The 22,202-nt window shown below is 69.6% G+C and carries 18 protein-coding genes and 13 tRNA genes; 23 read left to right on the forward strand and 8 right to left on the reverse strand.

Annotated features, from left to right (window positions below; translation table 11 throughout):
* Positions 1-84 precede the first annotated feature (84 nt).
* Both FM051_RS21515 and FM051_RS21520 read left to right on the forward strand, forming a co-directional pair.
* Entirely contained in the window at positions 85-792 is a 708-nt protein-coding gene (locus FM051_RS21515) for a hypothetical protein (protein ID WP_158846106.1), read from the forward strand.
* Positions 789-1,235, forward strand: a complete 447-nt coding sequence (locus tag FM051_RS21520) for a helix-turn-helix domain-containing protein (RefSeq protein WP_158846108.1) — start codon at positions 789-791, stop codon at positions 1,233-1,235. Before FM051_RS21515 ends, FM051_RS21520 begins: the two co-directional genes overlap by 4 nt.
* A gap of 82 nt (positions 1,236-1,317) precedes the next feature.
* Here the strand turns inward: FM051_RS21520 and FM051_RS21525 are convergent, their stop codons facing one another.
* Positions 1,318-2,076: a PucR family transcriptional regulator gene (locus FM051_RS21525; RefSeq protein ID WP_158846110.1), complete on the reverse strand. Its 759-nt coding sequence runs from the start codon at positions 2,074-2,076 to the stop codon at positions 1,318-1,320.
* Here FM051_RS21525 and FM051_RS21530 point away from each other — a divergent pair.
* Positions 2,008-2,220 carry a hypothetical protein gene (locus FM051_RS21530; RefSeq protein WP_202918957.1) on the forward strand — a complete coding sequence of 71 codons (213 nt, stop codon included), beginning with the start codon at positions 2,008-2,010 and terminating at the stop codon, positions 2,218-2,220. The two genes, FM051_RS21525 and FM051_RS21530, sit on opposite strands and share 69 nt — an antisense overlap.
* Before the next feature lie 217 nt (positions 2,221-2,437).
* Positions 2,438-3,826 (forward strand): protein kinase domain-containing protein, encoded by a 1,389-nt coding sequence (locus FM051_RS21535; protein WP_158846112.1) that lies wholly within the window; start codon positions 2,438-2,440, stop codon positions 3,824-3,826.
* 60 nt (positions 3,827-3,886) lie between these two features.
* Here FM051_RS21535 and FM051_RS21540 read toward each other — a convergent pair whose 3' ends face one another.
* Positions 3,887-5,755: an ABC transporter ATP-binding protein gene (locus tag FM051_RS21540; RefSeq protein WP_158846114.1), complete on the reverse strand. Its 1,869-nt coding sequence runs from the start codon at positions 5,753-5,755 to the stop codon at positions 3,887-3,889.
* 129 nt (positions 5,756-5,884) lie between these two features.
* On the reverse strand, positions 5,885-7,849 hold the full coding sequence (locus tag FM051_RS21545; protein WP_202918950.1) for a hypothetical protein: 1,965 nt from the start codon (positions 7,847-7,849) through the stop codon (positions 5,885-5,887).
* A 177-nt stretch (positions 7,850-8,026) separates the two neighbouring features.
* On the opposite strand from FM051_RS21545, the gene FM051_RS21550 reads away from it, so the two are divergent.
* The 5 genes from FM051_RS21550 (at position 8,027) to FM051_RS21570 (ending at position 16,618) form a co-directional block, all read left to right on the forward strand.
* Positions 8,027-9,142, forward strand: coding sequence for an ROK family transcriptional regulator (locus FM051_RS21550; RefSeq protein WP_158846116.1), 1,116 nt, complete (start codon positions 8,027-8,029; stop codon positions 9,140-9,142).
* A 154-nt stretch (positions 9,143-9,296) separates the two neighbouring features.
* A complete protein-coding gene (locus tag FM051_RS21555; RefSeq protein WP_158846118.1) occupies positions 9,297-10,250 on the forward strand; it encodes a carbohydrate ABC transporter permease in 954 nt (317 codons plus the stop codon).
* Positions 10,251-10,263: 13 nt separating this feature from the next.
* Entirely contained in the window at positions 10,264-11,115 is an 852-nt protein-coding gene (locus FM051_RS21560) for a carbohydrate ABC transporter permease (protein WP_158846120.1), read from the forward strand.
* Positions 11,116-11,146: 31 nt separating this feature from the next.
* Positions 11,147-12,457, forward strand: coding sequence for an ABC transporter substrate-binding protein (locus tag FM051_RS21565; RefSeq protein WP_158846122.1), 1,311 nt, complete (start codon positions 11,147-11,149; stop codon positions 12,455-12,457).
* A 3-nt stretch (positions 12,458-12,460) separates the two neighbouring features.
* Positions 12,461-16,618 carry a glycoside hydrolase family 38 N-terminal domain-containing protein gene (locus FM051_RS21570; protein ID WP_158846124.1) on the forward strand — a complete coding sequence of 1,386 codons (4,158 nt, stop codon included), beginning with the start codon at positions 12,461-12,463 and terminating at the stop codon, positions 16,616-16,618.
* A gap of 80 nt (positions 16,619-16,698) precedes the next feature.
* On the opposite strand, the gene FM051_RS21575 is transcribed toward FM051_RS21570, so the two are convergent.
* Positions 16,699-17,475 (reverse strand): nucleotidyltransferase domain-containing protein, encoded by a 777-nt coding sequence (locus tag FM051_RS21575; RefSeq protein ID WP_158846126.1) that lies wholly within the window; start codon positions 17,473-17,475, stop codon positions 16,699-16,701.
* A gap of 598 nt (positions 17,476-18,073) precedes the next feature.
* On the opposite strand from FM051_RS21575, the gene FM051_RS21580 reads away from it, so the two are divergent.
* The 13 genes from FM051_RS21580 to FM051_RS21640 all read left to right on the forward strand — a co-directional run bounded on the left by FM051_RS21580 (position 18,074) and on the right by FM051_RS21640 (position 19,608).
* Positions 18,074-18,146 (forward strand) — tRNA-Gly (locus FM051_RS21580).
* Positions 18,147-18,176: 30 nt separating this feature from the next.
* Positions 18,177-18,248, forward strand: a tRNA-Glu gene (locus FM051_RS21585).
* 8 nt (positions 18,249-18,256) lie between these two features.
* Positions 18,257-18,331, forward strand: a tRNA-Arg gene (locus FM051_RS21590).
* A gap of 37 nt (positions 18,332-18,368) precedes the next feature.
* Positions 18,369-18,442: transfer RNA gene (locus tag FM051_RS21595), tRNA-Asp, on the forward strand.
* 168 nt (positions 18,443-18,610) lie between these two features.
* A tRNA-Glu gene (locus tag FM051_RS21600) sits at positions 18,611-18,682 on the forward strand.
* Between the two features lie 64 nt (positions 18,683-18,746).
* A tRNA-Thr gene (locus FM051_RS21605) sits at positions 18,747-18,820 on the forward strand.
* Positions 18,821-18,932: 112 nt separating this feature from the next.
* A tRNA-Ser gene (locus tag FM051_RS21610) sits at positions 18,933-19,022 on the forward strand.
* A 1-nt stretch (position 19,023) separates the two neighbouring features.
* A tRNA-Lys gene (locus tag FM051_RS21615) sits at positions 19,024-19,099 on the forward strand.
* A gap of 33 nt (positions 19,100-19,132) precedes the next feature.
* Positions 19,133-19,207: transfer RNA gene (locus FM051_RS21620), tRNA-Lys, on the forward strand.
* 6 nt (positions 19,208-19,213) lie between these two features.
* Positions 19,214-19,286: transfer RNA gene (locus FM051_RS21625), tRNA-Arg, on the forward strand.
* A gap of 10 nt (positions 19,287-19,296) precedes the next feature.
* A tRNA-Asn gene (locus tag FM051_RS21630) sits at positions 19,297-19,368 on the forward strand.
* A gap of 64 nt (positions 19,369-19,432) precedes the next feature.
* Positions 19,433-19,505 (forward strand) — tRNA-Val (locus FM051_RS21635).
* A 31-nt stretch (positions 19,506-19,536) separates the two neighbouring features.
* Positions 19,537-19,608: transfer RNA gene (locus tag FM051_RS21640), tRNA-Val, on the forward strand.
* A gap of 142 nt (positions 19,609-19,750) precedes the next feature.
* On the opposite strand, the gene FM051_RS21645 is transcribed toward FM051_RS21640, so the two are convergent.
* The 4 genes from FM051_RS21645 to FM051_RS21655 form a co-directional block, all read right to left on the reverse strand.
* Positions 19,751-20,206, reverse strand: a complete 456-nt coding sequence (locus FM051_RS21645; protein ID WP_158846128.1) for a hypothetical protein — start codon at positions 20,204-20,206, stop codon at positions 19,751-19,753.
* 48 nt (positions 20,207-20,254) lie between these two features.
* On the reverse strand, positions 20,255-20,923 hold the full coding sequence (locus FM051_RS51935) for a GNAT family N-acetyltransferase (RefSeq protein ID WP_238412544.1): 669 nt from the start codon (positions 20,921-20,923) through the stop codon (positions 20,255-20,257).
* A gap of 25 nt (positions 20,924-20,948) precedes the next feature.
* On the reverse strand, positions 20,949-21,125 hold the full coding sequence (locus FM051_RS51940; protein ID WP_238412545.1) for a hypothetical protein: 177 nt from the start codon (positions 21,123-21,125) through the stop codon (positions 20,949-20,951).
* Positions 21,126-21,391: 266 nt separating this feature from the next.
* Positions 21,392-21,904, reverse strand: a complete 513-nt coding sequence (locus tag FM051_RS21655; protein ID WP_158846130.1) for a hypothetical protein — start codon at positions 21,902-21,904, stop codon at positions 21,392-21,394.
* Positions 21,905-21,996: 92 nt separating this feature from the next.
* Here FM051_RS21655 and FM051_RS51945 point away from each other — a divergent pair.
* Positions 21,997-22,202, forward strand: a 206-nt coding sequence (locus FM051_RS51945) for a hypothetical protein (RefSeq protein ID WP_238412546.1), incomplete at its 3' end; no start/stop codon positions are given.

The raw sequence follows: 22,202 nt of genomic DNA on the forward strand, positions 1-22,202 counted from the left end.
CGGGCTACCTTTTGCCAGGCCGAACAGCGCCGCCGGCCGAGTGACTTCCTGGCTCGGTAGGCGGACTTCGCAGAGGGGGCCCCGATGACATCGGCATCCCAGTTGCCCGACGGCGTGCACGCGTCGGTCGGACGGTCGGCGTTCATCGCCAGGCTGACGAAAGCCTTGCGGCCGCTGCTGCTCGCCGCGCCATCGGGGTGCCGTGATGACCTGCAGGCCGCCATCGCAGCCGCCATCTCCGTGCACGTCGACGCGCCGGCCGGCGACGGCTTCCGGCTTGAGGACCGCGCGTCCCGGCTGCGGCGGGTCGGCGCGGACTGGGCCATCGCCCGGCACCCCGTCGACCCGTTGCTCGACGTGCTGAACACCCTGACCGAGAAGGCCGCCGACATCGCGGTCTCCGCGCTCCCGGCCGACCGGCCGGACCTGCGCGATGCCGTGGAAGCCGAGGTCGTCGAGAGGGGCAACGCCACCATCGCCGCGGTGCTCGCGGGCTACCAGGAGTTGCGGCAGTGGAAGCCCAGGAAGGTGCTGTCCCCGGAGGGAAGCCGGGTGTTGGCCACGGCCCTGCTCTGGGGTCTGCAGGTCGATCCAGGCCACGAGCGTGCACTCGCCGATGGCTACGCGGTGATCGCCGTGGGCAGACGGGGCGAGGACGCGCCGAGCCCGCTGCCCGCCAACGTCAACGCGTGCGGGTCGGTCGTGCCCGCCGGCCGGCTGGACTACCTCGTGGCTCCCGCTCCGACCGCGACTCCGCGCGTGACCTCGCCGAGGAGCTGCACCGGCAGTTGATCAGCCCCGGCTGGATGGCCGTGGCGTGGCGCCCGCGTCCGGATGTCCCGTCCGGACGGCGGGAGGTCCACGACATCGCGACCATCGCCGTCACCTCGAACTGGCCACCGGAGGTCTACGTGGTCGACGACGTTCTGGTCGAGTACGCGGTGCTCCAGGAGGAGTCGGTGGTGGACAACCTCATCGACGGCATCGCTCGCGTGGTGGACCAGCCGCCGCTGCTGCGGGCGCTCGAAGCGCTGGTGGCGGCGAACGGCAACCGGAGCAAGGCCGCGCTGAGCCTGGAGATCCACCGCAGCACGCTCGACTACCGGCTCTCCCGCGTCGAGGACCTCACCGGCTGGCGGCCGACCAGCCTGCAGGGGCTGGAGAACCTGGCCATCGCACTGACGACCTACGCCGTCATCAGCAGCCGGGAAACCCAGACGCCACCCACCGAGTAGCGCTCGCGTGACACCCGCCGCGTGACATCCGGTTCAACCATGCGGGCCGCCGTGCCCCCGTACGTCGGCCCGCCCGTGTTCATCAGGGCTCGCGGGCCAGGGTGTGTGCGACCAGCGCTGCCCTGAGCACTTGCGCTCCGCGCCTGCTCATCGGGTCTTGACCGGTCATCTGCGCGATCCGGGCGATCCGGTAGTCGAGCGTGCTGCGGTGCACGAACAGGTTCTGGGCCGTGTCGTTGCGGTTGAAATCCGCTCGCACCAACGCTTCGAGCGTCTCGTAGAGCACCGGTTGGGTCGTCATCAGCCGCGCCACGATGGACGCGAGGCTGCCGCTCACGAACGCGTGGCGGATGACGGCGTACTCCACCAGGAAGTTCTCCAACCGGTACACGCCCGGTGGACGCCGGGTCGCGTGCGCCAGGTCGAGGATCTGCGACGCTTCGCGGTACCCGCTGGGGATGCCCGCCCGTGTGCGCGTAGCGACACCCGCGATCAGGGACCCGCCGAGCCGCTGCTGGAAGTGCTCCACGGTGCGCTGCTGGGCGCGTCGGGGAATCAGGGCGACGATCCCGGTCTTCGTGACCGATGCGAAAGTGCCGCTGCCGCTGTACTCGCGCGACAACTCGGCCGCCTGTGAGGCGGACGCGCCAGGGGAGTGTCGCGCTACGAGGACGCAGTACGACTCGGCCAGGTGGACGTGCTTTTCAGGCGATGGCTCGTCACCCGCGAGTAAAACCGCGATGACGTCGTCGGAATCGTTCCAGGTCCGCTTTTGGACAAAGTCGGAAATCCGCCGAGCGAGATCACCTGCCTCAAGGGTCTGAAGTGGGGCGCTCGACAACGGCTGCAGAACGTGACGTGCGAGTGGTACTCCCAGGACCTGCTGAGCGCCAAGTACGGCGACGACGTGTGCCTCAGCATGCAGCGGGCAGACAACGTGTGGCAGGTCAACGGGCGCACGATCAGCCAGTTCTGGACCTGGTGATCCCTCCGCACCTCGCAGCCGGGGATCGAAGAGCCCTCGCGAGGTTCAGTCGCCGGCTGCGGCATCCGACTGCCCAGCTCCCCGTCCGGGAGCTGGGCGGTCGGCCTTTGGTTCGTGATCACCTCGGCATCGGGTGCCACCGACGCGAAGCCGACGCTCGGATGCCCACGACCAGCGGAGGTGGCCGGTTGGGCGGGTGGGGAAGTAGCGTCTGGCTGTGTCGGAACGTGACGAGGTCATTGCCGGGCGGTATCGGCTTGTGGCGTTGGTCGGGCGTGGGGCCGCCGGTCTCGTGTGGCGGGCGCGGGACGAGCGGCTGGGACGGACCGTCGCGATCAAGTTACTCAGGGCAGGCGACTCGCCTGACGCTGTGGAGCGGATCGTGCGGGAGGGGCGGGTCGCCGCGCGGTTGCGGCATCCGCACGCGGTCACCTTGCACGACGTCGTCGAACACGGCGGGAAGCCGTGTCTGGTGATGGAGTACCTGCCGTCGCGGACGTTGGCCGAGTTGGTCGACGAGCGCGGGCCGTTGCCGGAGGAGTTGGTGGCGGGCGTCGGGTGGCAGGTGGCGTCGGCGTTGGCGGCGGCGCACGCGGCAGGGATCGTGCACCGGGACGTCACGACGTTCAACGTGCTGTTGGCCGACGACGGCACCGCGAAGATCGCCGACTTCGGCATCGCGCGGGCGATCGGCGAGGGCACGGTGACGGACGCGCGAGCCGTCGTCGGCACACCCGCGTTCCTCGCGCCGGAGGTGGCGGCGGGGGAGGAGGCGATGTTCGCGTCCGACGTGTACTCCCTCGGCGCGACGCTGTACGCGGCGCTCGAAGGCCACCCGCCGTTCGGGGCGACCGACAACCCGTACGCGCTCCTGCGGCGCGTGTCCGAAGGGCAGGTGGCGCCGCTCCGATTCCCCGGCCCGTTGGGCGAGGTGCTGCTGCGCGTCCTGCGGCGCGACCCGGCGGAACGGCCGACGATGGCCGAGATGCACGCTCTGCTGGACGCGGTCGTGCAGGGACGGCCGTTGCCGGGCACGCAGGGTGATCCACTTCCTCTCCCGGCGTCGCGTCAGGTGCCGTGGCAGAGGATCGCGCTGGTGGCCGGTGCCGTGGTGCTGGTCGCGGGCGGCGCGGTGATCGCCGACTCTCTGGGGGGCGACGAACCGTCCGGCAGAGCCCAGCCTGCCCCGACCACCACCACGACGACCCCGGCCTCCACGATCACGACGCCCACCGCGATCACGACCACCAGCACGACCACCAGCACGACCACCGACACCGACACCGACACCGCGACGTCGACGCCCGACTGCAGCGCCCGCTTCGAGGTCACCAACTCCTGGCCGGGCGGCTACCAGGTCCAGGTGACCGTGCGCAACGCAGGCGAACGCGCGCTCACCGAGTGGACCGTGACCTGGCCCCAACCGGCCGATCACGCGATCAGCAACCTGTGGAACGGCACCCTCACCGTGGACACCGGCTCGGTGACGGTCACCAACGCCGACTACAACGGCCCACTCCCCGCGAACGGCTCCACCACCTTCGGCTTCACCGCCAACGGCCCCGCAACCCCTCGGCCGGACGTCACCTGCACGTCCAGCAGTTGATCAGCCGGCCGAGCCTGCCGTGAGTGTCGGGCGGCAGCAGGGTTGGCACGGCGCGGTGCTTCAGGCTCGGAACGACTTCGCGCCCACCGCGCCTCTTTCACCGGACACAGGCTCATCGGACACAGGCTCGTCGGCTGCCACCTCGTCGAGGAAACCGCCGGACTGGTGGCGCCACAGCTTCGCGTACGCCCCGTCGGCGTCGAGCAGCTCGGCGTGCGTGCCCTGTTCGACGATCCGGCCCCGGTCGAGCACGATCAGTCGATCCATCCGCACGACCGTGCTCAGCCGGTGCGCCACGACGAGCGCGGTGCGGTCCTCCATGAGCTGCCACAGCGCCTCCTGGACCAGCACCTCGCTCTCCGAGTCCAACGCGCTGGTCGCCTCGTCCAGCAGCAGGACCGGCGCGTCGCGCAGGATCGCGCGGGCCAGCGCGACCCGCTGCCGCTGCCCGCCGGACAGCTTGATCCCGCGTTCGCCGACCACCGTGTCGAACCCCTCGGGCAGCGCGTCCGCGAACTCCGTCACGTGGGCGGCGTGCGCGGCGCGGCGGATCTCGGCGTCGGTCGCTCCCGGCCGCGCGAACGCGATGTTCTCGCGCAACGTCCGGTGGAACATGGCCGGGTCCTGAGGCACGTACGCGATCAGGCTGCGCAGGTCGGCCTGGCGCATGCGTGCGATGTCCTGGCCGCCGATGAGGATGCGGCCTTCGTCGATGTCCATCAGCCGCAGCAGCAACCGGGTGAGCGTGGTCTTGCCGCCGCCGGAGCGGCCGACGAGCCCGACCCGCGTGCCCGCCGGGATGTCCAGGTCCAGCCCGGTGAACAGCGGCTTGCTCCCGCCGTGCGCGAACCCCACGCGCTCGAACCGCACCCCGGAGTCCTTGACCCGCAACGGTTCCGGGTGCTCCGGGTCGAGCACGGTCGGCGGGTCGAGCAGCAGTTCGGTGAACTGGGCGGCCTCGGTGAGCGTGCTCTCGACCCGGCGGTAGATCTGGTTGAACTCGAACATGATCCGCGTCGCGTTGCCGAAGTACGCGAACGTCACCACGATCGCCTCGACGCTGAGCCCGCCGCTGACCCCGACGGCGACCGCGAGACCGAGCGCGTTGGTGAGCACGGACAGCGGCGCGACCACGGTGTCGATGCGCAGGTTGCCGTAGTCCCACGACCGCAGCGCCAGCATGCGGCTCTCGGCGGTGCGGGTGCGGTGCTCTTCGCCCTCGCGCTGCTCGGCGGCGAACGCCCGCACCGTCTCCATGTTCATGAGCGTGTCGGCGACGTGGCCGGACACCCGCGCGTAGGCGGCCTCGCGCTCGTCGACCATCTGCTGGCGGCGGCGGATGAGCGGCAAGACCACGGATCCCGTGACGAGGATCAGGCCGAGCAGCACCACGACGAGCAGCGGGTCGTAACCCCACAGGACGACACACGCGAAGCCCAGCGGGACGAGGTTGGCGACGATCTTGAACGCCACCGTGTCCACGAACTCCTCGAAGCGGGACGCGAAGCTCAGCACCCGCTTGGTGAGCGACCCGGCGAAGTTGTCGTGGAAGAACGCCGCGTCCTTGCCGAGCAGCGCGTCCATGCCGAAGATGGACAGGTGCTCGATCCCGCGCGCGTCCGTGCGGTTGATGCAGTGCATGCCGATGCGCCACAGCAGTTCCGCGAACAGGATCAGGCCACCGAAGGCCAGCACGTACGGCAGCACGGTGGCGAGACTGGTGTCACCACCGTCCGCGAGCCGACCCACGAGGGCGCCCACCGCCAGGGGCGCGAGGTAGAGCTGGCACGTGACGCCCAGCGCGGGCATCATGAGCGCGCCCACGGCGACGTACCGGAGGCGCCACAACTCCCTGCCGTACAGGCGCAGGGCGAGTAACACCGCCTTTTTGCGGGCGTGGACAGGTTTTTCGAACCCTGGCGCGACCATCCGACTCCCTTCGGAGGCACCGTGGCCATGCTCATGCTGCCGCAGTGGACCGGGAGAGAGCGATCGAATATCGGCCGGCGGTGATGGGAGTGGGCGTTGGTCGTCAGGTATGCGCGAGGTGTGACGTGATCAACGAGCCGTCACCCGCAACACCGGTTCGCCGTGCGCGTCACCGGCTGGATGACCGACGAGCGCGGTGAATGCCGGTGTCCGCACCAGCACGCCCTCCTCGGCTGCCTCCGCGGACACCGGCATCGGGACCGCCTCCGGCCCGTAGCACAGCGCGAAGACGACGCGGCCGTGCGGCATGTCGGAGACCGGTTCGGCCAGGACGTGGTTGGTCGCGACGACCCGCTGCCAGCCCGCGTCCGGATTGCCGTACCCCCTCGGGTCGTCGCCCAGCGCGAACGCCACCTGTTCCTGGGTCAGATCGACGGTCTGCGTGCTGTTGACGTACGCCGGGCCGTCCGGCGGGTTCACCACGCGCAGGGCCGCACCCGCGCTGATCGCGAACCCATCGGCCAGCAGAACACCTTTCGTCGTCAGCACTTCGCCCGGCCCGCCCAGGTCGAACGGCGCGCCACCGGGTTCGGCGACCGTCCGGATCCTGCGCTGCCGTTCCCCGTCCGCGGTCGCGTACGGCAGGCCGGCCAGGAACGTCACCTCCACGTCGGCGGGCAGCGCGGCGCGGTCGAGCACCGCCACCACGTGCATCCGCTCGCCGTCGGACACGTACAGCTGTTGCACGGCGAGCATGACCTGGTCCCTGGTGACCACGGCCTTGGTCACCAGCTTCGCGCCGAGCCCGTCGCCGGTCGCGTCGCGCACGCGTGCGGGTCCGAGCGGGCGGGTGAGCAGCAGCGTCTTCCCGTCCGGGTACCGGACGAGCGGCCCGATCCCGTGCTGGTGGTCGACCACGGACTCGATCACCGCGGTCGAGCCCGCGTCGATCAGGTACGGGGTGAGCTGCCCGGTCAGCGACACCGACACCTGCCCGTGCCGCAGCGAGTAGGGCGTGTGCACCGGCCCACCGGAGGTGTCGCGGTACCACTTGTGGTCGTCCTGCCAGAACCACACGGTCGTGAACGCGAAGTGGCCGCTCGCAACGCCGGGTGTGGCGGCACAGTAGTAGGCCACGCGCCGGTCGCCGAGGTAGCGGCCGAGGTCTGCCCGGATGCGGCCGCTGAAGAACCGCAGTCCCAGCATGCCCTCGCACCCGCTGTGCTGCTCGCTGTACCTGGGGCCGCCGAAGTCGAAGCCACGGGCGGACAGCCTGCACTCCAGGTGCCGGGCGATCTCGTCGCCGTCGTCGAGGAAGCACTGCTCCCCGCTGACCTGGTGGGCACGGGCCAGGAAGGTCAGCGAGATGGGCAGGTAGTTCTGGTCGTGGCCCGCGCCGTGCTCCACCGGCAGCCGCAAGCCCCGGTCGGTGATCCGCTTCGACCTGACCTCGCTGTGGTACAACGCCATCGACTCGTCCACTATGGACTTGTCGGGGAGCAGTCGCCCCAGGGTCAGACCCGCCACCACGGCGCCGATCGCCTGGTTCGCCGTCTGCTGCGGGTTGAACACGCTGGCCTCGGTCAACCACCGCCAGAACCCGGTTGCCACGTCGGCCAGCTCGGCGTACCGCGCGTCGGTGAACAGGCCTTGGCCGAGTTCCAGCACGTTGACCGCGTGCAGCATGGCCCACACGGTGCTCGGCCAGTCCCCGAAGGGGTGTTCCCCGTCGCCCAGCACGTACCGCGCGTACGGCAGTCCGCTGTGCCGGACCCGGTAGAACAGCTCGCCGGGGTTGTCGGTCCGGAAGACCCGTTCGGACAGCACGAAGTCCAGGCCGCGCCGAGCCGCTTCGACCAGTTCGGCGTCCCGTCGATCACCGCGGTGCCAGGCCAGGCACAGCAACGAGAGCACGCCGAGCGACATGTCACCGACGTCGTCATCGGCGGCCGGGTCCTCGAAGTTGCCGTCCGGGCGCTGGCGTGCGATCGCCGCGGCCACCGCCTCGGCGAGCACCGCCCGCAGCTGTTCGTCGTCGTCGGGCAGGTTGTGCACGCTGGCGTGCTGGCTCGGCAGGTACACCGCGGAGGTCATCGCAACTCCAGGCCGGTGGTCCGGGAACGGACCACTGTGGAACCGACACCGGTGGTGTGCGTGGGTTGGGACGCTCCTTCCCGCTGTTCTCCTGGGCGAAGCGGCTGGGACCCGCCGTGTTCGTTAAGCAGTAAACTTACGAGCACGCTCCGCTGTCAAGGTATACGGTTCCCCACCATGGTGGCGTTAGCGCTGTCCGACAGCGCTCGCGAGGTGTTCACCGGCCTGGCGACGCTGCGGCGCGCCACCCGACCGGAGCTGGCCGCCGCGTGCGGGCTGTCCAAGCCGACCATCTCCGCGGCCGTCGCCGAACTCGAAGCGCTCGGACTCGTCGAGCGCAACGGCACCGCGCACGGCGCGACCGGCCGTTCGGCGGCGGTCTACCGACTCGGCCCCGCCGCCGGGTACGTGCTGGCCGTGGACCGCGGCTCCACCCAGGTCGCCTACCGCGCGGTCGGCCTGGACGGGCGCCTGCTGGACCAGGACCACACCGACGAGCCGGACGCCGCGCGCACCATGGTCCGCACCGCGCTGCGCAGACGTACCCGGAGCGGCCCGCTGAGGGCTGTGGTGGTCGCGGTCTCCGACGTGGTCACGCCGGAAGGCCGCCGCGGCGACCCCGCGGTCGACCAGCGGATTCGCGCCGCCGTCGACGGTCTCGGCCTGCCGCGCGGCGCAAGCGTCAGGGCTGAGAACAACGTCAACTGCGCCGCTGTCGCCGAACTGCACGCGGGCACGAGCGGGTCCAGGGACACGTTCGTCTACCTCCAGGTCGGCGTGGGTATCGGCGCAGGCCTGGTGGTCAACGGCCGGCTGGTGCGCGGTGTGAACGGGGCCGCGGGCGAGGTCGCACGGCTGGCCTACCCGTGGGTGGACGACCAGGCCGCCCGCCCCGATGCGCTGGAGGCGCGTCTCGGTTCGCCCGGTCTGCTGCGCCGGGCACGGGCCAGGTGGTCGGCCGGGCACGGCCCGGTACCCGACAGCGCGGCGACCCTGTTCGAGCTGGCCGACCGGGGGCACCCGTTGGCGGGCGAGCTGGTGGCCGAGCACTCCGGTGAGGTGGGCAAGCTGGCCGCGTCGATCAGCGCCGTGCTCGACCCCGGCCTGATCGTGCTGGGCGGCGGTGTCGGCGGCAACCCGTTGCTCACCGAGGGCGTCGCGGCCACGCTCACGACGTTGAGTTGGCCGACCGAGGTGGCCGTCAGCAGGCTGGGTGAGCAGGCCACCGTGCTGGGTGCGACCCACCTGGCCAGGGAGCAAGGCGTTCTGGCGGCGACCTTGACAGCCGTGTGACCGCTTCCTACAGTCTCGGCAAGCGCTTTCCGGTTCCCTGGGACGGACCACTGGAACGGCGCCGTGCGTGGGGTCGGACGACGTCGAACACCAACTCGCGTTCACCCGTGTCAACGGCAGTCCAGCAGCGATGACGTCCCAGGAGTGAAGCCCAATGTCGGAGAACGCCGGCGTCGCCGTGCTCGAACCGCCTGCCACCGCGCCCGGCGCCCCGGCACCCGCGCGCAAGCGGAAGCGGCACAAGCACAACAGAGCGGGCTACGCCTTCCTGGCCCCGTGGCTGATCGGCATCTTCGGTCTCACCCTGATCCCGATGCTGTACTCGCTGTACCTGTCGCTGACCAAGTTCAACCTGCTGACCGATCCGCAGTGGACCGGGTTGGACAACTACGCCCGGCTGCTGTCCGACGAGCGCTACCTGCAGTCGATCAAGGTCACCTTGCTGTACGTGGTGACGTCGGTGCCGCTGAAGCTGGCCGCGGCGCTGCTGGTCGCCGTGGCGCTCAACCGCGGCCTGAAGGCGCTGGGGTTCTACCGCGCGACGTTCTACCTGCCGTCGCTGCTCGGCGCGAGCGTCGCGGTATCGGTGATGTGGCGGCAGATCTTCTCCCGCGACGGACTGCTCAACGACTTCCTCGCCCTGTTCGGCATCCGGGGCGCGGACTGGATCGGCGATCCCCGGTACGCGCTGTGGACGCTGGTGCTGCTGTCCGCCTGGCAGTTCGGCACCCCGATGCTGATCTTCCTGGCCGGGCTCAAGCAGCTGCCGCAGGACCTGTACGAGGCCGCCGAACTGGACGGCGCGGGCCGGTTCCGGGTGTTCTTCTCCATCACCCTGCCGCTGCTGTCCCCGATGGTCTTCTTCAACCTCGTGTTGGAGACGATCAACGCGTTCCAGACGTTCACGCCGGCCTACGTGGTCTCGGGCGGCCTGGGCGGTCCGATCGACTCGACCCTGCTGTACACGCTCTACCTGTACTTCAGGGGCTTCGGCAGCATGCAGATGGGCTACGCGTCGGCGATGGCCTGGGTGCTGTTCGCGGTGATCGGAGCGTTCACCGCGCTGTACTTCTGGTCCGCCCGCCGCTGGGTCAACTACACGGATTGAGAGGGGATTCGCGATGACCACGACCGCCAAGCCCCGCAGGCGCGTGAAGTACCACTGGCGCGCGCACACCCTGCTGCTCGTCATCCTGGTGGTGATGATCTACCCGATCGTGTGGCTGGTCGGCGCGTCGTTCAAGCCGGAGAACCAGATCTTCACCACGGTCAACCCGCTCCCGTTCGGCTTCACCATCGCCAACTACGTCAACGGCTGGACCGCGACCGGCACCTCGTTCACCGTCTACCTGTCCAACTCGCTGACCATCTCGGCCTGCGTGGTGGTCGGCAACCTGGTGTCCTGCTCGCTGGCGGCGTACGCGTTCGCCCGGCTGGACTTCGCGTTCCGCCGGACGTGGTTCGCCCTGATGCTGGGCACGATGATGCTGCCGTTCCAGGCCACCCTGATCCCGCAGTACTCCATCTTCTACGAGCTGAACTGGATCAACACGTTCCTGCCGCTGGTGGTGCCGCACCTGTTGGCCTACGACGCCTTCTTCATCTTCCTGATGGTCCAGTTCATCCGCGGCATCCCGAGGGAGCTGGACGAGGCCGCGGCACTGGACGGCGCCGGTCACGTGCGGGTGTTCGTCAGCGTGATCCTGCCGCTGATGAAGCCCGCGCTGATCACCACCACGATCCTGACGTTCATCTGGACGTTCAACGACTTCCTGCGCCAGCTGGTGTACCTGTCGGACAACACCCGCTACACGGCGCCGCTGGGCCTGAACTCGTTCGTGGACAGGGCGAGCGGGTCCAGCTACGGCGGGATGCTGGCGATGTCGGTGGTCACCCTGGTGCCCACGGTCGCCGTGTTCCTGATCTCGCAGAAGCGCCTCGTCGAAGGCATGGCGACCACCGGTCTCAAGTAGTCCTTCCACCGCCAGAGAAGGGGAGCGGCACATGTCCGAAAACCTGTCCAGGAGGGGGTTCCTCGGCCTGACGGCCGGTGGACTCGCCGCGACCGCCCTCGCGGGCTGCGGCTTCGCCCCACCCGACAACGCCGGCTCGTCCGGCAACTCGCTGGTGTTCCGCTGGTGGGGCGGTGAGGCCCGCAACAAGGCGTACCAGGAAGCGCTCAAGGTGTTCACCGAGAAGACCGGCGTCGCGGTGGAGACCCAGTACTCCGGCTACGACGGCTACTTCAACAAGCTGAACACCGAGTTCGCGGGCGGCAACCCGCCGGACATCTTCCAGATGGACACCGCCCTGGTGAGCACCTACGCGGCCAAGGGCGTGCTGACCGATTTGTCCGGCTACGTCCCGGACACCATCCACCTGGACACGCTGTACTCCGCGGTGCGCACGGCCGGCACGGTGAACGGCGTGCCCTACGGCGTGCCGTCGGGCTCGGGTTTCGCCCCGATCCTCTTCGACAAGACCCTCTTCGAACAGGCCAAGATCGCTCCGCCGACGGACAACTGGACGTGGGACGACTTCGGTGCGATCGCGGGCGAGATGTCCAAGGCGCTGGGGGAGGGCAAGTACGGCGCGCTGGACGCCTCCAAGGACGACTCCGGGGCACTGCAGCCGTGGCTGCGCCAGCGAGGCAAGGACCTGTACACCACCGACGGCAAGCTCGGCTTCACCGCGGCCGACCTTACGGAGTGGTTCACCTTCTGGGCCGGGCTGCGGGCGTCCGGCGCGATCTGCCCGCCGGAGATGCTGTCCAGCACGGACTCCGCGACCGGCAACCACCCGCTGATCGCCGGGCAGATCGCGATGACCACCGGGTGGGGGTTGGCGCAGATGCAGCCGTTGACCCAGCACACCCTGGACGCCGTGATCGTCCCGCGCGGCAGCAACGGCAAGACCGGCCAGGCGCCCAGCGGTGGCGTGCTGCTGTGCATCCCGGTCAAGAGCAAGAACCCCGACGCGGCGGCCAAGCTGATCGACTTCTTCGTCAGCGACACCGATGCCATCAAGACCATGGGCATGACGCGCGGTATCCCGCCGTCGGACAAGGCGTTGGACATCCTGCTCCCGTCGCTGAGCGGGTGGGACAAGAAGGACGTCACCCACGGCCAGTACGTGGCCCAGGAGGTCGCCAAGGACGGCCTGCCCAGCGCACCCACCGCCCCGCCGGGCTACAACGACGTGAAGACCGCGCTGGACGCCACGGCCAAGCAGATCGCGTTCGGCAGGATGTCCATCGCGGACGGCGTGAGCCAGTTCTTCCGCGACGCCGAGGCCGCGCTGGCCGGCGCCAAGTAGCACATGCGGATCACCAGCGTCCAGGACACCGACCTGTTCGTCGGGTCGACCTCGGCACCCCGCCAACTGGTCCGGGTGGGTATCGCCGGGCCGAGGTCGGGACCGGCACGGGTCCGCGTCGTCGGCCCGATGGTGCGCACGCCCGAGCCCGCCGCCGTGGCGGCCGGTGCGGACGACGTCGTCGTCGAGGTCGGCGTGACGTTCGCCGCGCCGACCAGCGAAGGCGTCTCGTACCCGGCGACCGTGCTCGTCGAGCCGGTCGCCGGTGGCGCGGCGGCGAGTCACGACACGGCGGTCACCGTCGCGGAGACGGGCTGGACCATGTGGATGATCTCGCACTTCCACTACGACCCCGTGTGGTGGAACACCCAGGCCGGTTTCACCGAGACGTGGTTGGACCTGCCCGGCGCGCAGGAGAAGCGGATGCCGTTCCAGCTCTCCGCGTTCGACCTGGTGCGCGCCCACCTGGACGCCGCACGACGTGATCCGGACTACCGGTTCGTGCTCGCCGAGGTGGACTACCTCAAACCCCACTGGGACGCCTTCCCGGAGGACCGGCACGACCTGCGCCGGTTCCTCCGGGACGGGCAGGTCGAGATCGTGGGCGGCAACTACAACGAGGCCAACACCAACCTCACCCACCCCGAGTCGACCATCCGCAACGCCGTCTACGGCATCGGCTACCAGCGGGACGTGCTGGGCGCCGAGCCGCGCACCGCCTGGATGCTCGACGTGTTCGGGCACGACCCGTCGTATCCCGGCCTGATGGCCGACGCCGGCCTCGATTCCAGCGCGTGGGCACGTGGGCCGTGGCACCACGTCGGAGCGAAGCGGCACACCGGGGACATCACCCGGATGCAGTTCCCGTCGGAGTTCGAGTGGATCTCGCCGAGCGGACGCGGGGTGCTCACCGCCTACATGGCCGACCACTACGTGGCGGGCTGGGACATCGAGCGGAAGGCCACGCTGGACGAGGCGATGGCCGAGGCCTACCGGCAGTTCAGCTCGTTGCGCCGGGTCGCGGCCACGCGGAACGTGATGCTGCCGGTGGGGCACGACCACAACGTCCCGTCCCGGTTCTGCACCGAGATCCACCGGGAGTGGAACGCGCGTTACGTGTGGCCGCGGTTCGTGGTCGGCCTGCCCCGCGACTTCTTCGCCGCGGTGCGCGCGGACGCCGCCGACCGCTCGGTGGTGTTCAGCCCGCAGACCAGGGACATGAACCCCGTCTACACCGGCAAGGACGTCTCCTACATCGATACCAAGCAGGCCCAGCGCGCCGCCGAGGTGTCCGTGCTGGACGGTGAGCGGATGTCCGTGCTGGCCGCGTTGCTGGGCGCGCGCTACCCGGCGGAGGCGCTGGACAAGGCGTGGCGCCAACTGGTCTACGGCGCTCATCACGACGCGATCACCGGCACCGAGTCCGACCAGGTGTACCTGGACCTGGTCAACGGGTGGCGGGAAGCGGACGAGCTGGGCCGCGAGGTACTGGACGGTGCGGTGGACCACCTGGCCCAACACGTCGACACGACGGGTGTCGGCGAGGCCGTGATCGCCGTCAACACCCTGGCGTTCGTGCGGGACGCGGTCACTTCGGTGACCGTTCGCCACCCCGTTCCGGGTCGCCGTGGTGCCCGCGTCGAAGACCCGGACGGACTGCCGGTCCCGGCCGTGACCGAGGCCGTGGTCCGGCATCCGGACGGCACCTTGGCTTCGCTCACGCTGAGCTTCCTGGCCCGTCAGGTACCCGCGACCGGTTACCGGGTGTACCGCGTGGTGGACGCCGACACGATCCCGCCCTCGTGGACCGTGCGACCCGGCCGTCCGGCGATCTCGAACGAGTCGTTCACGGTCGAGGCCGATCCCGCTCGGGGTGGGGCGTTGACCAGCGTGCACGACCGGCGGGCCGGGCGTGAGCTGGTGCGGCCCGGCGGCCTGGCAGGCGAACTGGTGGTGCAGGACGAACACCCCGGGCACCCGGTGTGGGGTGAAGGCCCGTGGCACCTGCTGCCCACCGGGCCCGGTCAGGGCGTCGACTCGGCCCAAGTGCACGTCGAGACCAGTCCGGTCGGTGAACGCATCGTCAGCCGAACGGCGCTCGGTGGCCTGCGGATCACCCAACACACCACGCTGTGGCACGGGTTGCCCAGAGTGGACGTCCGCGCTTTCGTGGACGGTTCCGTCGGCCAGGACCGGCTGCTGCGCGCGAGGTTCGCGTTCGACGTCCCCGGCGCGCTGCCCGTGGCCGAGGTCGGTTTCGCCGCCGTGGGCCGGTCGTTCGGCTTCCCGGACGTCGACGCCGCCGAACACCTGTGGACGCTGGACAGCCCGGCGCACACGTGGGCCGGCTTGTCGAGCATGGTCCGGTTGCGGTTGCGGCACTCCGACGGCCAGGTTGAGCAGCACGCCATCGGCGTGGCCGAGCTGGTCACGGCGGAGGACGGGCGTGCTGTGATGGCGGCGCTGGCTGCCAAGGGGGTCACCGCCACGTGCACGGGTCCGCGGGGACCGAGGTACGGCGCTCTCGACGCCGATTCGAACCTGCCCGATGTGCGCATCGTCCTGGGTGACGACCAGTTCGCCGCCGAGGTGCTGGACAGTGCCGGCGCCGGTTACCGGGAGGCGTTGGCCGCCAACGGTCGGGTGTTCGTGCCCGCTTCGCGCACGCGACTCGAACAGTGGGTGCCGGACGCGGATCTCCGCGGGCCGCGCGATCTGCCGGTGCTGATCGTCACCGATGCCGACGACCTGATCTCCGACTTGGGCGACGGGTGCGTCGAAGTGGACGTGCCGGCCGGGCTGGCGGGCACGTCGGAACCCCTGGTGGACTACTCGGTGGCCGTGGTCAACCGGGGCACACCTGGGTTCGTCGTGGCGCCGGACGGCACACTGCACGTGTCCCTGATGCGGTCGTGCAGCGGCTGGCCGTCGGGTGTGTGGATCGACGGTGAACGCCGTACCGCGCCGGACGGGTCCAGTTTCGCCTGGCAGCACTGGTCGCACACGTTCGAGCTGAGCCTGGTCGCCGGGAACGGGGACTGGCGGCGGGCCGGGTTCGCCCGGTCCGGGCAGGACGTCAACCACCCGGTCCGGACCCGCCAGGTCAGCTCCGGTCCCGGACCTCTGCCGCGCGAACTCGGTCTGATGTCGGTATCACCTCCTGACGTGCTGCTCACCGCCGCCAAGGCCGCCGGTAACCCCCTCGCGTCCTGCGTTCCGGCGGACACCGGCTCGGACATCACCGTCCGGTTGTACGAGACCACCGGAACGCCGGTGACCGCGGTGGTTTCCCTGTACGGGGGATTGGTGGCGGCTCATCGGGCGGACCTGTTGGAGGAACGCACCCTCTTGCCGTTGACCGTCGAGTCCGGACAGGCCAGTGTGGACTTGACGGCTGCCGACGTCGCCACGCTCAACCTCGTGCCCGCTCTTGCGCGACCTCGCACCGGAGTCGAACTGGCCCGGTCCACCGAGCCGGTGCAACCGGTTTACACACGTTACTGGCGGCACAACGCGGGTCCCGCGCCGATCGGCAACCTGCCGCTCAGCGTGCACGTCAACCCTTCCCGCCTCCGGCTCGACCCCGGTGCCACCGGTCAGGTTCGGATCACCGTCAGTTGCACCGGTTTCCCGGCTTCGGGGCTCGTCGAGTTCGCTGACCGGGAGCCGTTGTCCTACGACCTCGTGGCCGGTGAGTTCGCCGAGTTCACGGTGCCGATTGTTGCTCCGGAGACGGCGGGTCGTCACCTGCTCGCCGCACGAGTCCGGGATCACCTCGGCCAGGTTCTGGAGGACACGACCGAGGTCGTCGTCGGTCCTCCGTCCGATGTGGACTTGGTGGACGTGCGACTAGAGGGTGACGTGCTCGAACTCGTCCCCGGCGGCCGGAGCTCGTTGGCCGTGTCGTTGGCGAATCGGGCGCAGAGCGAGGTTCGCGGCGAGGTCACCCTGATCAGCCCTTACGGGACATGGGGTGACGAGGTGACCATCGGCCCGAGGACACAGGCGTTCACGGTTCCGCCCGACGGCGAGATCACGGTGCCGGTCGTGGCCACGGCCGCGGGCACGGCTCGTCCTGGTTCCCATTGGTGGGCGCTGGTCAGGGTCGCCGCCCACGGTCGTCTGCACTACACGCCTGCGGTTCGTGTCACCGTGCGGTGACGTCGACGGTCGATCGCGCGCTTCCGCTCGTGGGACGTCTAACGCTGCCTGTGCCTCGGCCGTCAGGACCGCCGGCCGGATCAGGTGGGTTCGACCGCCTTCGAGCCGGTCGCGCTGGTGCTGACCAGCTCCCGCACCGTCGCGGCGACGCGGGAGGCCAGTTCGGCGTCCACCAAGTCGACCTCGGCCAGGAACGCTTCGACGGTCGCCCCGAAGGCGCGGACCAGCTCCGCCGGGTCCGTCGCGCGGACGAGGGTCGTGCCCAGCGGCGCGGTCACCTCGGCCGGCAGGTCGTCCACGCCCCGCCCCTGCACCGCCGACACACCGTGCCGCAGACACGCGAGGGCGATCACCTGGTCCCGCACGCCGCTCACCATGTACTCCGCCTGCCACACCCGGCCGCGCGCGATGGCGGACCTCGCGTGCAAGGCGTAGAGCCAGCCCATCCCGACGAGGTCGAGCGCCTCGGGCGGCCCGGCCTTCGGCACGTCGGCGGCCGTGCCGAACAGCAGCCGGAACGCCGGGCCGGTCGCGCCGAACTCCGCGGGAGCCCAGAACGAGAGGTCGACCTGGAGGGTGTTGTGCAGCAGGAACACCCGGAAGAGCGTGGCACCGCGCCGGACGTCGAGGTGGTGCACGACGTCGTGGTCGCGGTACATGCGATCGCTCCAGTCCCGCACCACCTCGTCCACGTCGGCGTCCGCGTCCAGGCACAGCGCGAGGTCGACGTCCGACCACCGGTCCTCGCGGTCGACCGCGGCGGACCCCACCACTGCGGCGCCGGTGATCCGAGGGTCGGCCTCCGCCGCCGACACCAGCCCGGCCCGCAACCGCTCCCGCTCATCCCGAGTGAACATGGGGACACACGCTAGGGAGTCCCGGAACTCGGCGACCGACCGGCTGTGTGATCGCAGGTGCCGGGTTCCCGGCTTCCGAGCCGCAAACCGCCGGCCCGTGCAGATCGACAGTGCGGGAAATGGGCGATAAAAAGGCGTTGCGACAACTCATGTCGGCGGTGCATGCTTGTAGCACATCACGAGACGAGGGGTCGAAGTCATGACGAGCATGTGGAAGCGAGGTTCGCGGCGCTTGTCCCACAATACCGCGATCATCGTCGTGTGCCCGTCAGTCGACCGGCGCGAGCCCGTCCCGTTCGGGCACGAAACGATGCCGAGCTGCGCGGACTCCCCCTCCATGACCTAGGTCTGGTCATGTCGACAGGGAGCCGCCCATCGGGGAACCGATCCGGGCGGCTTCTCTATTTCGCACACCCTGAAATCGGTTTTTCCATCACGGCCGAATGCCGCCCATTTCGGATGGGGTCGGCGTGTTCGTTGACAATTCCACATCGGAGCAGACGCGGTGGAGACGGGCTGTGGAGCCCGCCCCACTGCAAAATTTGGTGCCCTCCTGGGGCACGTGACCTTCCCGTCGCAGAGCGGTGGGGAGGGTTGTGCGGTCGTGGTGAACTCGGCGGACACGTCGGTCTTCCAAACCGAAGAAGCGGGTTCGATGCCCGCCGACCGCTCGGGCGAACCCCCTGGTCGGGGTTCGTCGAGGCCGATGGGACTGCCAGCTAGGTCGCCGCACTTTCACTGCGGAGGACCGGGTTCGATTCCCGGATCGGCTACGCACCTTGCCCCTGTAGCTCAGGTGGAACAGAGCGCGACGCTACGAACGTCGAGGTCCCAGGTTCGAGTCCTGGCAGGGGTGCCGGCCGGTGTCCACCCGAGGACACCGGTCTCGGGATGCTCACGTGGCCCAGTGGCTAGGGCACCGCATTGTCGATGCGGCGATTCGCGGGTTCGAGTCCCGTCGTGAGCGCGACCCATCGGCGGTGGCGTCGGTGGGCGCCGGATGCGAGGGGTACGGCGACCCCACCTGATTTGGGATCAGGACGCACCGCGTTCGACTCGCGGGCATCCGACCAGGCCGGAAACGACACCACGTCGCTCTGGTCTCGCGGGAACGTCGGACAGGACGCTTCCCCGCAGCGCGTTGGTCCAGTGGAACGGATACCGGACTCTCACTCCGGTGACGCGGGTTCGACTCCCGTACGCGCTACGCGGCCGGTGCTTGGGCACTGGCACGACCCGCCATCGCGCCCGCAGTTCAGCGCGGGCGACAGGCCTCTTCAGCTCAACAGGTCAAGAGCACCCGCCTCGTAAGCGGGAGGACCGGGTTCGAGTCCCGGGAGAGGCTCGCACGACGAGGTGAACGGCGGTCCGTGCGGCACTCCGATGAAGTGTCCGACCCAGGTTCGACACCTGGCGCCTCGACCACCACGGCAGCGGCCGGAACCGTTGCCGTGCAAGGAGGATTGGCCGAGTCGGGTAAGGCAGCCGTCTCGAAAACGGTGGTCGGCGTGACGAGCGTCGCGCGGGTTCGAATCCTGCATCCTCCGCAGGTCGCTAGCTCAACGGGTAGAGCAGTCGCCTCTTAAGCGACGGGTACGGGGTTCGAGCCCCCGGCGACCTACCAACCAACCCGCGGCGAGTACCACCTTGCCGCACGGGGCTGCTAGCTCAATCGCGCCAGAGCAGCCGGCTTTTACCCGGCGGGTTCGGGGTTCGAGTCCCCGGCAGCCCACCGCGAGCCCTCGTGGTCCAACGGAACACGACACCGCCCTGCGACGGCGGAGATGCAGGTTCGAGTCCTGCCGAGGGCACGTACACCATTCCCCTGAGGTGCAACAGGTTGCACGCCCGACTGTTAATCGGGAGGACCAGGTTCGAGTCCTGGTAGGGGAGCGGACGTCGAGGACACACCCTCGTCTTCCACCACCACCACCGCACCGAGGGGCCGGTGGTGCCCGCGCGTGTGGCTCAGTGGCGAGAGCACCCCGGTCACATCGGGGAGGGCCCAGGTTCGAGTCCTGGCACGCGCACCCGGTCGTCGCCGTTGACAGGCGCCGACAACGTCCCGTAGCTCAGCGGTGGAGCGTCCGCACGACAAGCGGAAGGTCCCAGGTTCGACTCCTGGTGGGACGACTGTGACCGAGGCCGAAGAAGACGAGGCGCCAGATTGTGATTCTGGTCCAAGCCGGTGCGAGTCCGGTCGGTCACCCCAATCTCGTTCCGCACCCGGCATGGGTGCGGTGACAACGCGCGTGGCCCGGCGGCCACCTGGAGCTCATATCTCCGGGGCGCCTGGTTCGACACCAGGACGCGCGACCAACCGACTACCCGGCGGACGACAGCCACCCCGACCAGTCGACCAGCCCGGCGAGCCGCGCGTGCCCCGCCCGCCGGGCGGCTGCCAGACGCTCCGGCACACGGCACACGGCACACGGCACACGGCGCGGAGCCGGGCCCACTGGTCGGCGTCGAGGACCAGCGCCCGCACGTCCAGGTCCGCCGGCGCCGCCACGTCGACCAGTGGTTCCCACCGGTTGCGGCGGCCCGGTGGGAACCTCCGCCGCGCCTTGGCCGGCCGCCGTGAGCCCGGTCGGTACCAGCGGCGGGCCCACGGTGATCCCGGGCGGGCGACGCGGCACGTGGCGAACAGCGCCGGCAGCGGCACGAACAGTCCGCAGATGCCCAGCAGCGTCCGTCCTTTCAGGATCGCGATCACGTCGAACATCAGCATGGCGGCTGCTCGGTTCCTCAGCGGTCGTCGCCCTTCAGCGTGTGCGCGTCAGACCTCGAGCGCCCAGCGCACGTACCGCATCTTCGGCGTGAAGCCGGCCTTGTCGAAGATCCCGAACGCCCCGAAGGGGTTCGCCGAGTCCACGCTCAAGCTGGCGCGGTCGTAGTCCTGGTCGGCGGCGGCCCGCAGCGCGTGCGCGATCAGCGCGCCGGCGACGCCCCGCTTCCGGTAGTCCCGGAGCGTTCCGATGAGCATGAAGTGCGCGTCGCGGACGCCGGTGGCCACCGTGTCGGCCTCCCAGTACATGGTCACCAGCATGCCCGCCGGAGCCCCGTTCGCCACATCCCGGAGCAGGAAGCTGACCTCGGGCCTGAACGTCTGGTTGGTGATCTTGTTCTGCCAGGAGTCCACGGGCATCGGCGCCGAACCCCAGTGGTCCTTGAACGACTCGTTCCGGATCAACCGGAAATCCTCGTCGTTCTGCTTCGACCACGGCTCGACCCGCAGCCCGTCGGGGATCGCCGCGTCGGGGATCGCGTCGCCGAGCGGGTGCTCCATGCGCTGGTAGTAGCGGACCGGCGCGAAGCCCTGGGAGCGGACGAGTTCGGCCACGCCGGCGATGTGCTCGCACTTGTGGACGTCGACCACGAGCTTCAGTGTCGGGTGATGCAGCGCGTGCACTACCTTCGCCGCCGCCACCCCGGCTTCCGCGAGCACGGTGCCGACACCCCGGCGGCGGTAGTCAGGGTGACAGGATGCCTGCGGCGGCCTTCACCGCGACCTCACTGCCGCCCGACGGCGCCGCCGGTAACTGGTGGAAGCGCTGCTCGACCTTGTCGACGTGCGCCGCCTGCACCACCGGACCGTGCACCCCGCCCTCGACCCGGTTGGCGTCTCCTGATCGACCCTCCCGTCGCACACGTGCGGCGCACGGATGACCCGGATGGCCCGGGGATCGGATGCGAAATCCGAGGAGACGCAGGTGCAGGCGATCGGGTCCAGTGACGTTTTCTCGGCGAAATGGCCGGAGGTGGGCGTTCACTCGGTGGCGGGTGCCGCTTACGGAACGGCGTGAGCCCTTGACGGGAACAGGTCCGCGAAGATCATTTCCAGAATGCCGGGCTCGCGTTGGTGACATGTATTACATACTCGGCGCCGCCCGCCCTGTGGTGGAGATGAATGAGGTCAGACTTTGGTGAGTCGGTATTCGTAGCTGGAACCCGAGGTGGAACAGTTGTTGCCCAGACGTGAGGCCGTGTACGTATAGCCGGACGGGATCTGGCAGGCGTACGTGCCGGTGAGGTCGTAGTTCACCCCGTCGAGCAGGTAGTACTCGTAGCGCCATGCGCACCGGGTGTTGATCCGCACGGCCGACCAAGTGTGGCCGGATGGCACATCGCACGCCCATGACCTGTGCACGCTGCTGATGCCGGGCCCCTGGTCGGCGATGGCCGGCGAGTCGACCGGACGTGCCTCGGCGGCCGATCTGCCCATTACGACCAACGCTGCGAGGACAGCGGTCATCGCCACCGTCGTGCCGATACGTCGAAGTGTCGAGGTGGTCATTATTCCTCCCGACAGTGAGAAGTTGTCGATCTGGTCGAACGGTTTTATGGAACTCGCTGACCCGGGGCTGCGGTACCGCCGAAAGGTCGTTGACCGCTCGGCCCGACGACGCGCCACACGCACGATCCACATGAGCGAACGGCAACTCTGCCAGGTGGGCGAATCTGCGCGGCCAGTGTCTGCACCGACATCGATCACGATTCGGCCAAGAGATGCGATCGGAATTGGCGGAGATCCGCAGTCACTTCGCACCGTCGCAATCGAACGCGCAACTGTGGGCCGCCGATCGTGTGAAGAGCCTGTGTTTTCCTGCGTGGAGCAGGTCAGGGCTGGTATGCACGCTGCCGGGGGAAGGGGGCGTAGTGGCGGAATTCCGCTTGTTGGGGAAGGTGGCCGTCGTGGTGGACGGTTGCCCGCTGGATCTGGGGCC

Origin of the sequence: Saccharothrix deserti, assembly GCF_009769385.1 — a bacterium.
Lineage (GTDB): Bacteria > Actinomycetota > Actinomycetes > Mycobacteriales > Pseudonocardiaceae > Actinosynnema > Actinosynnema deserti.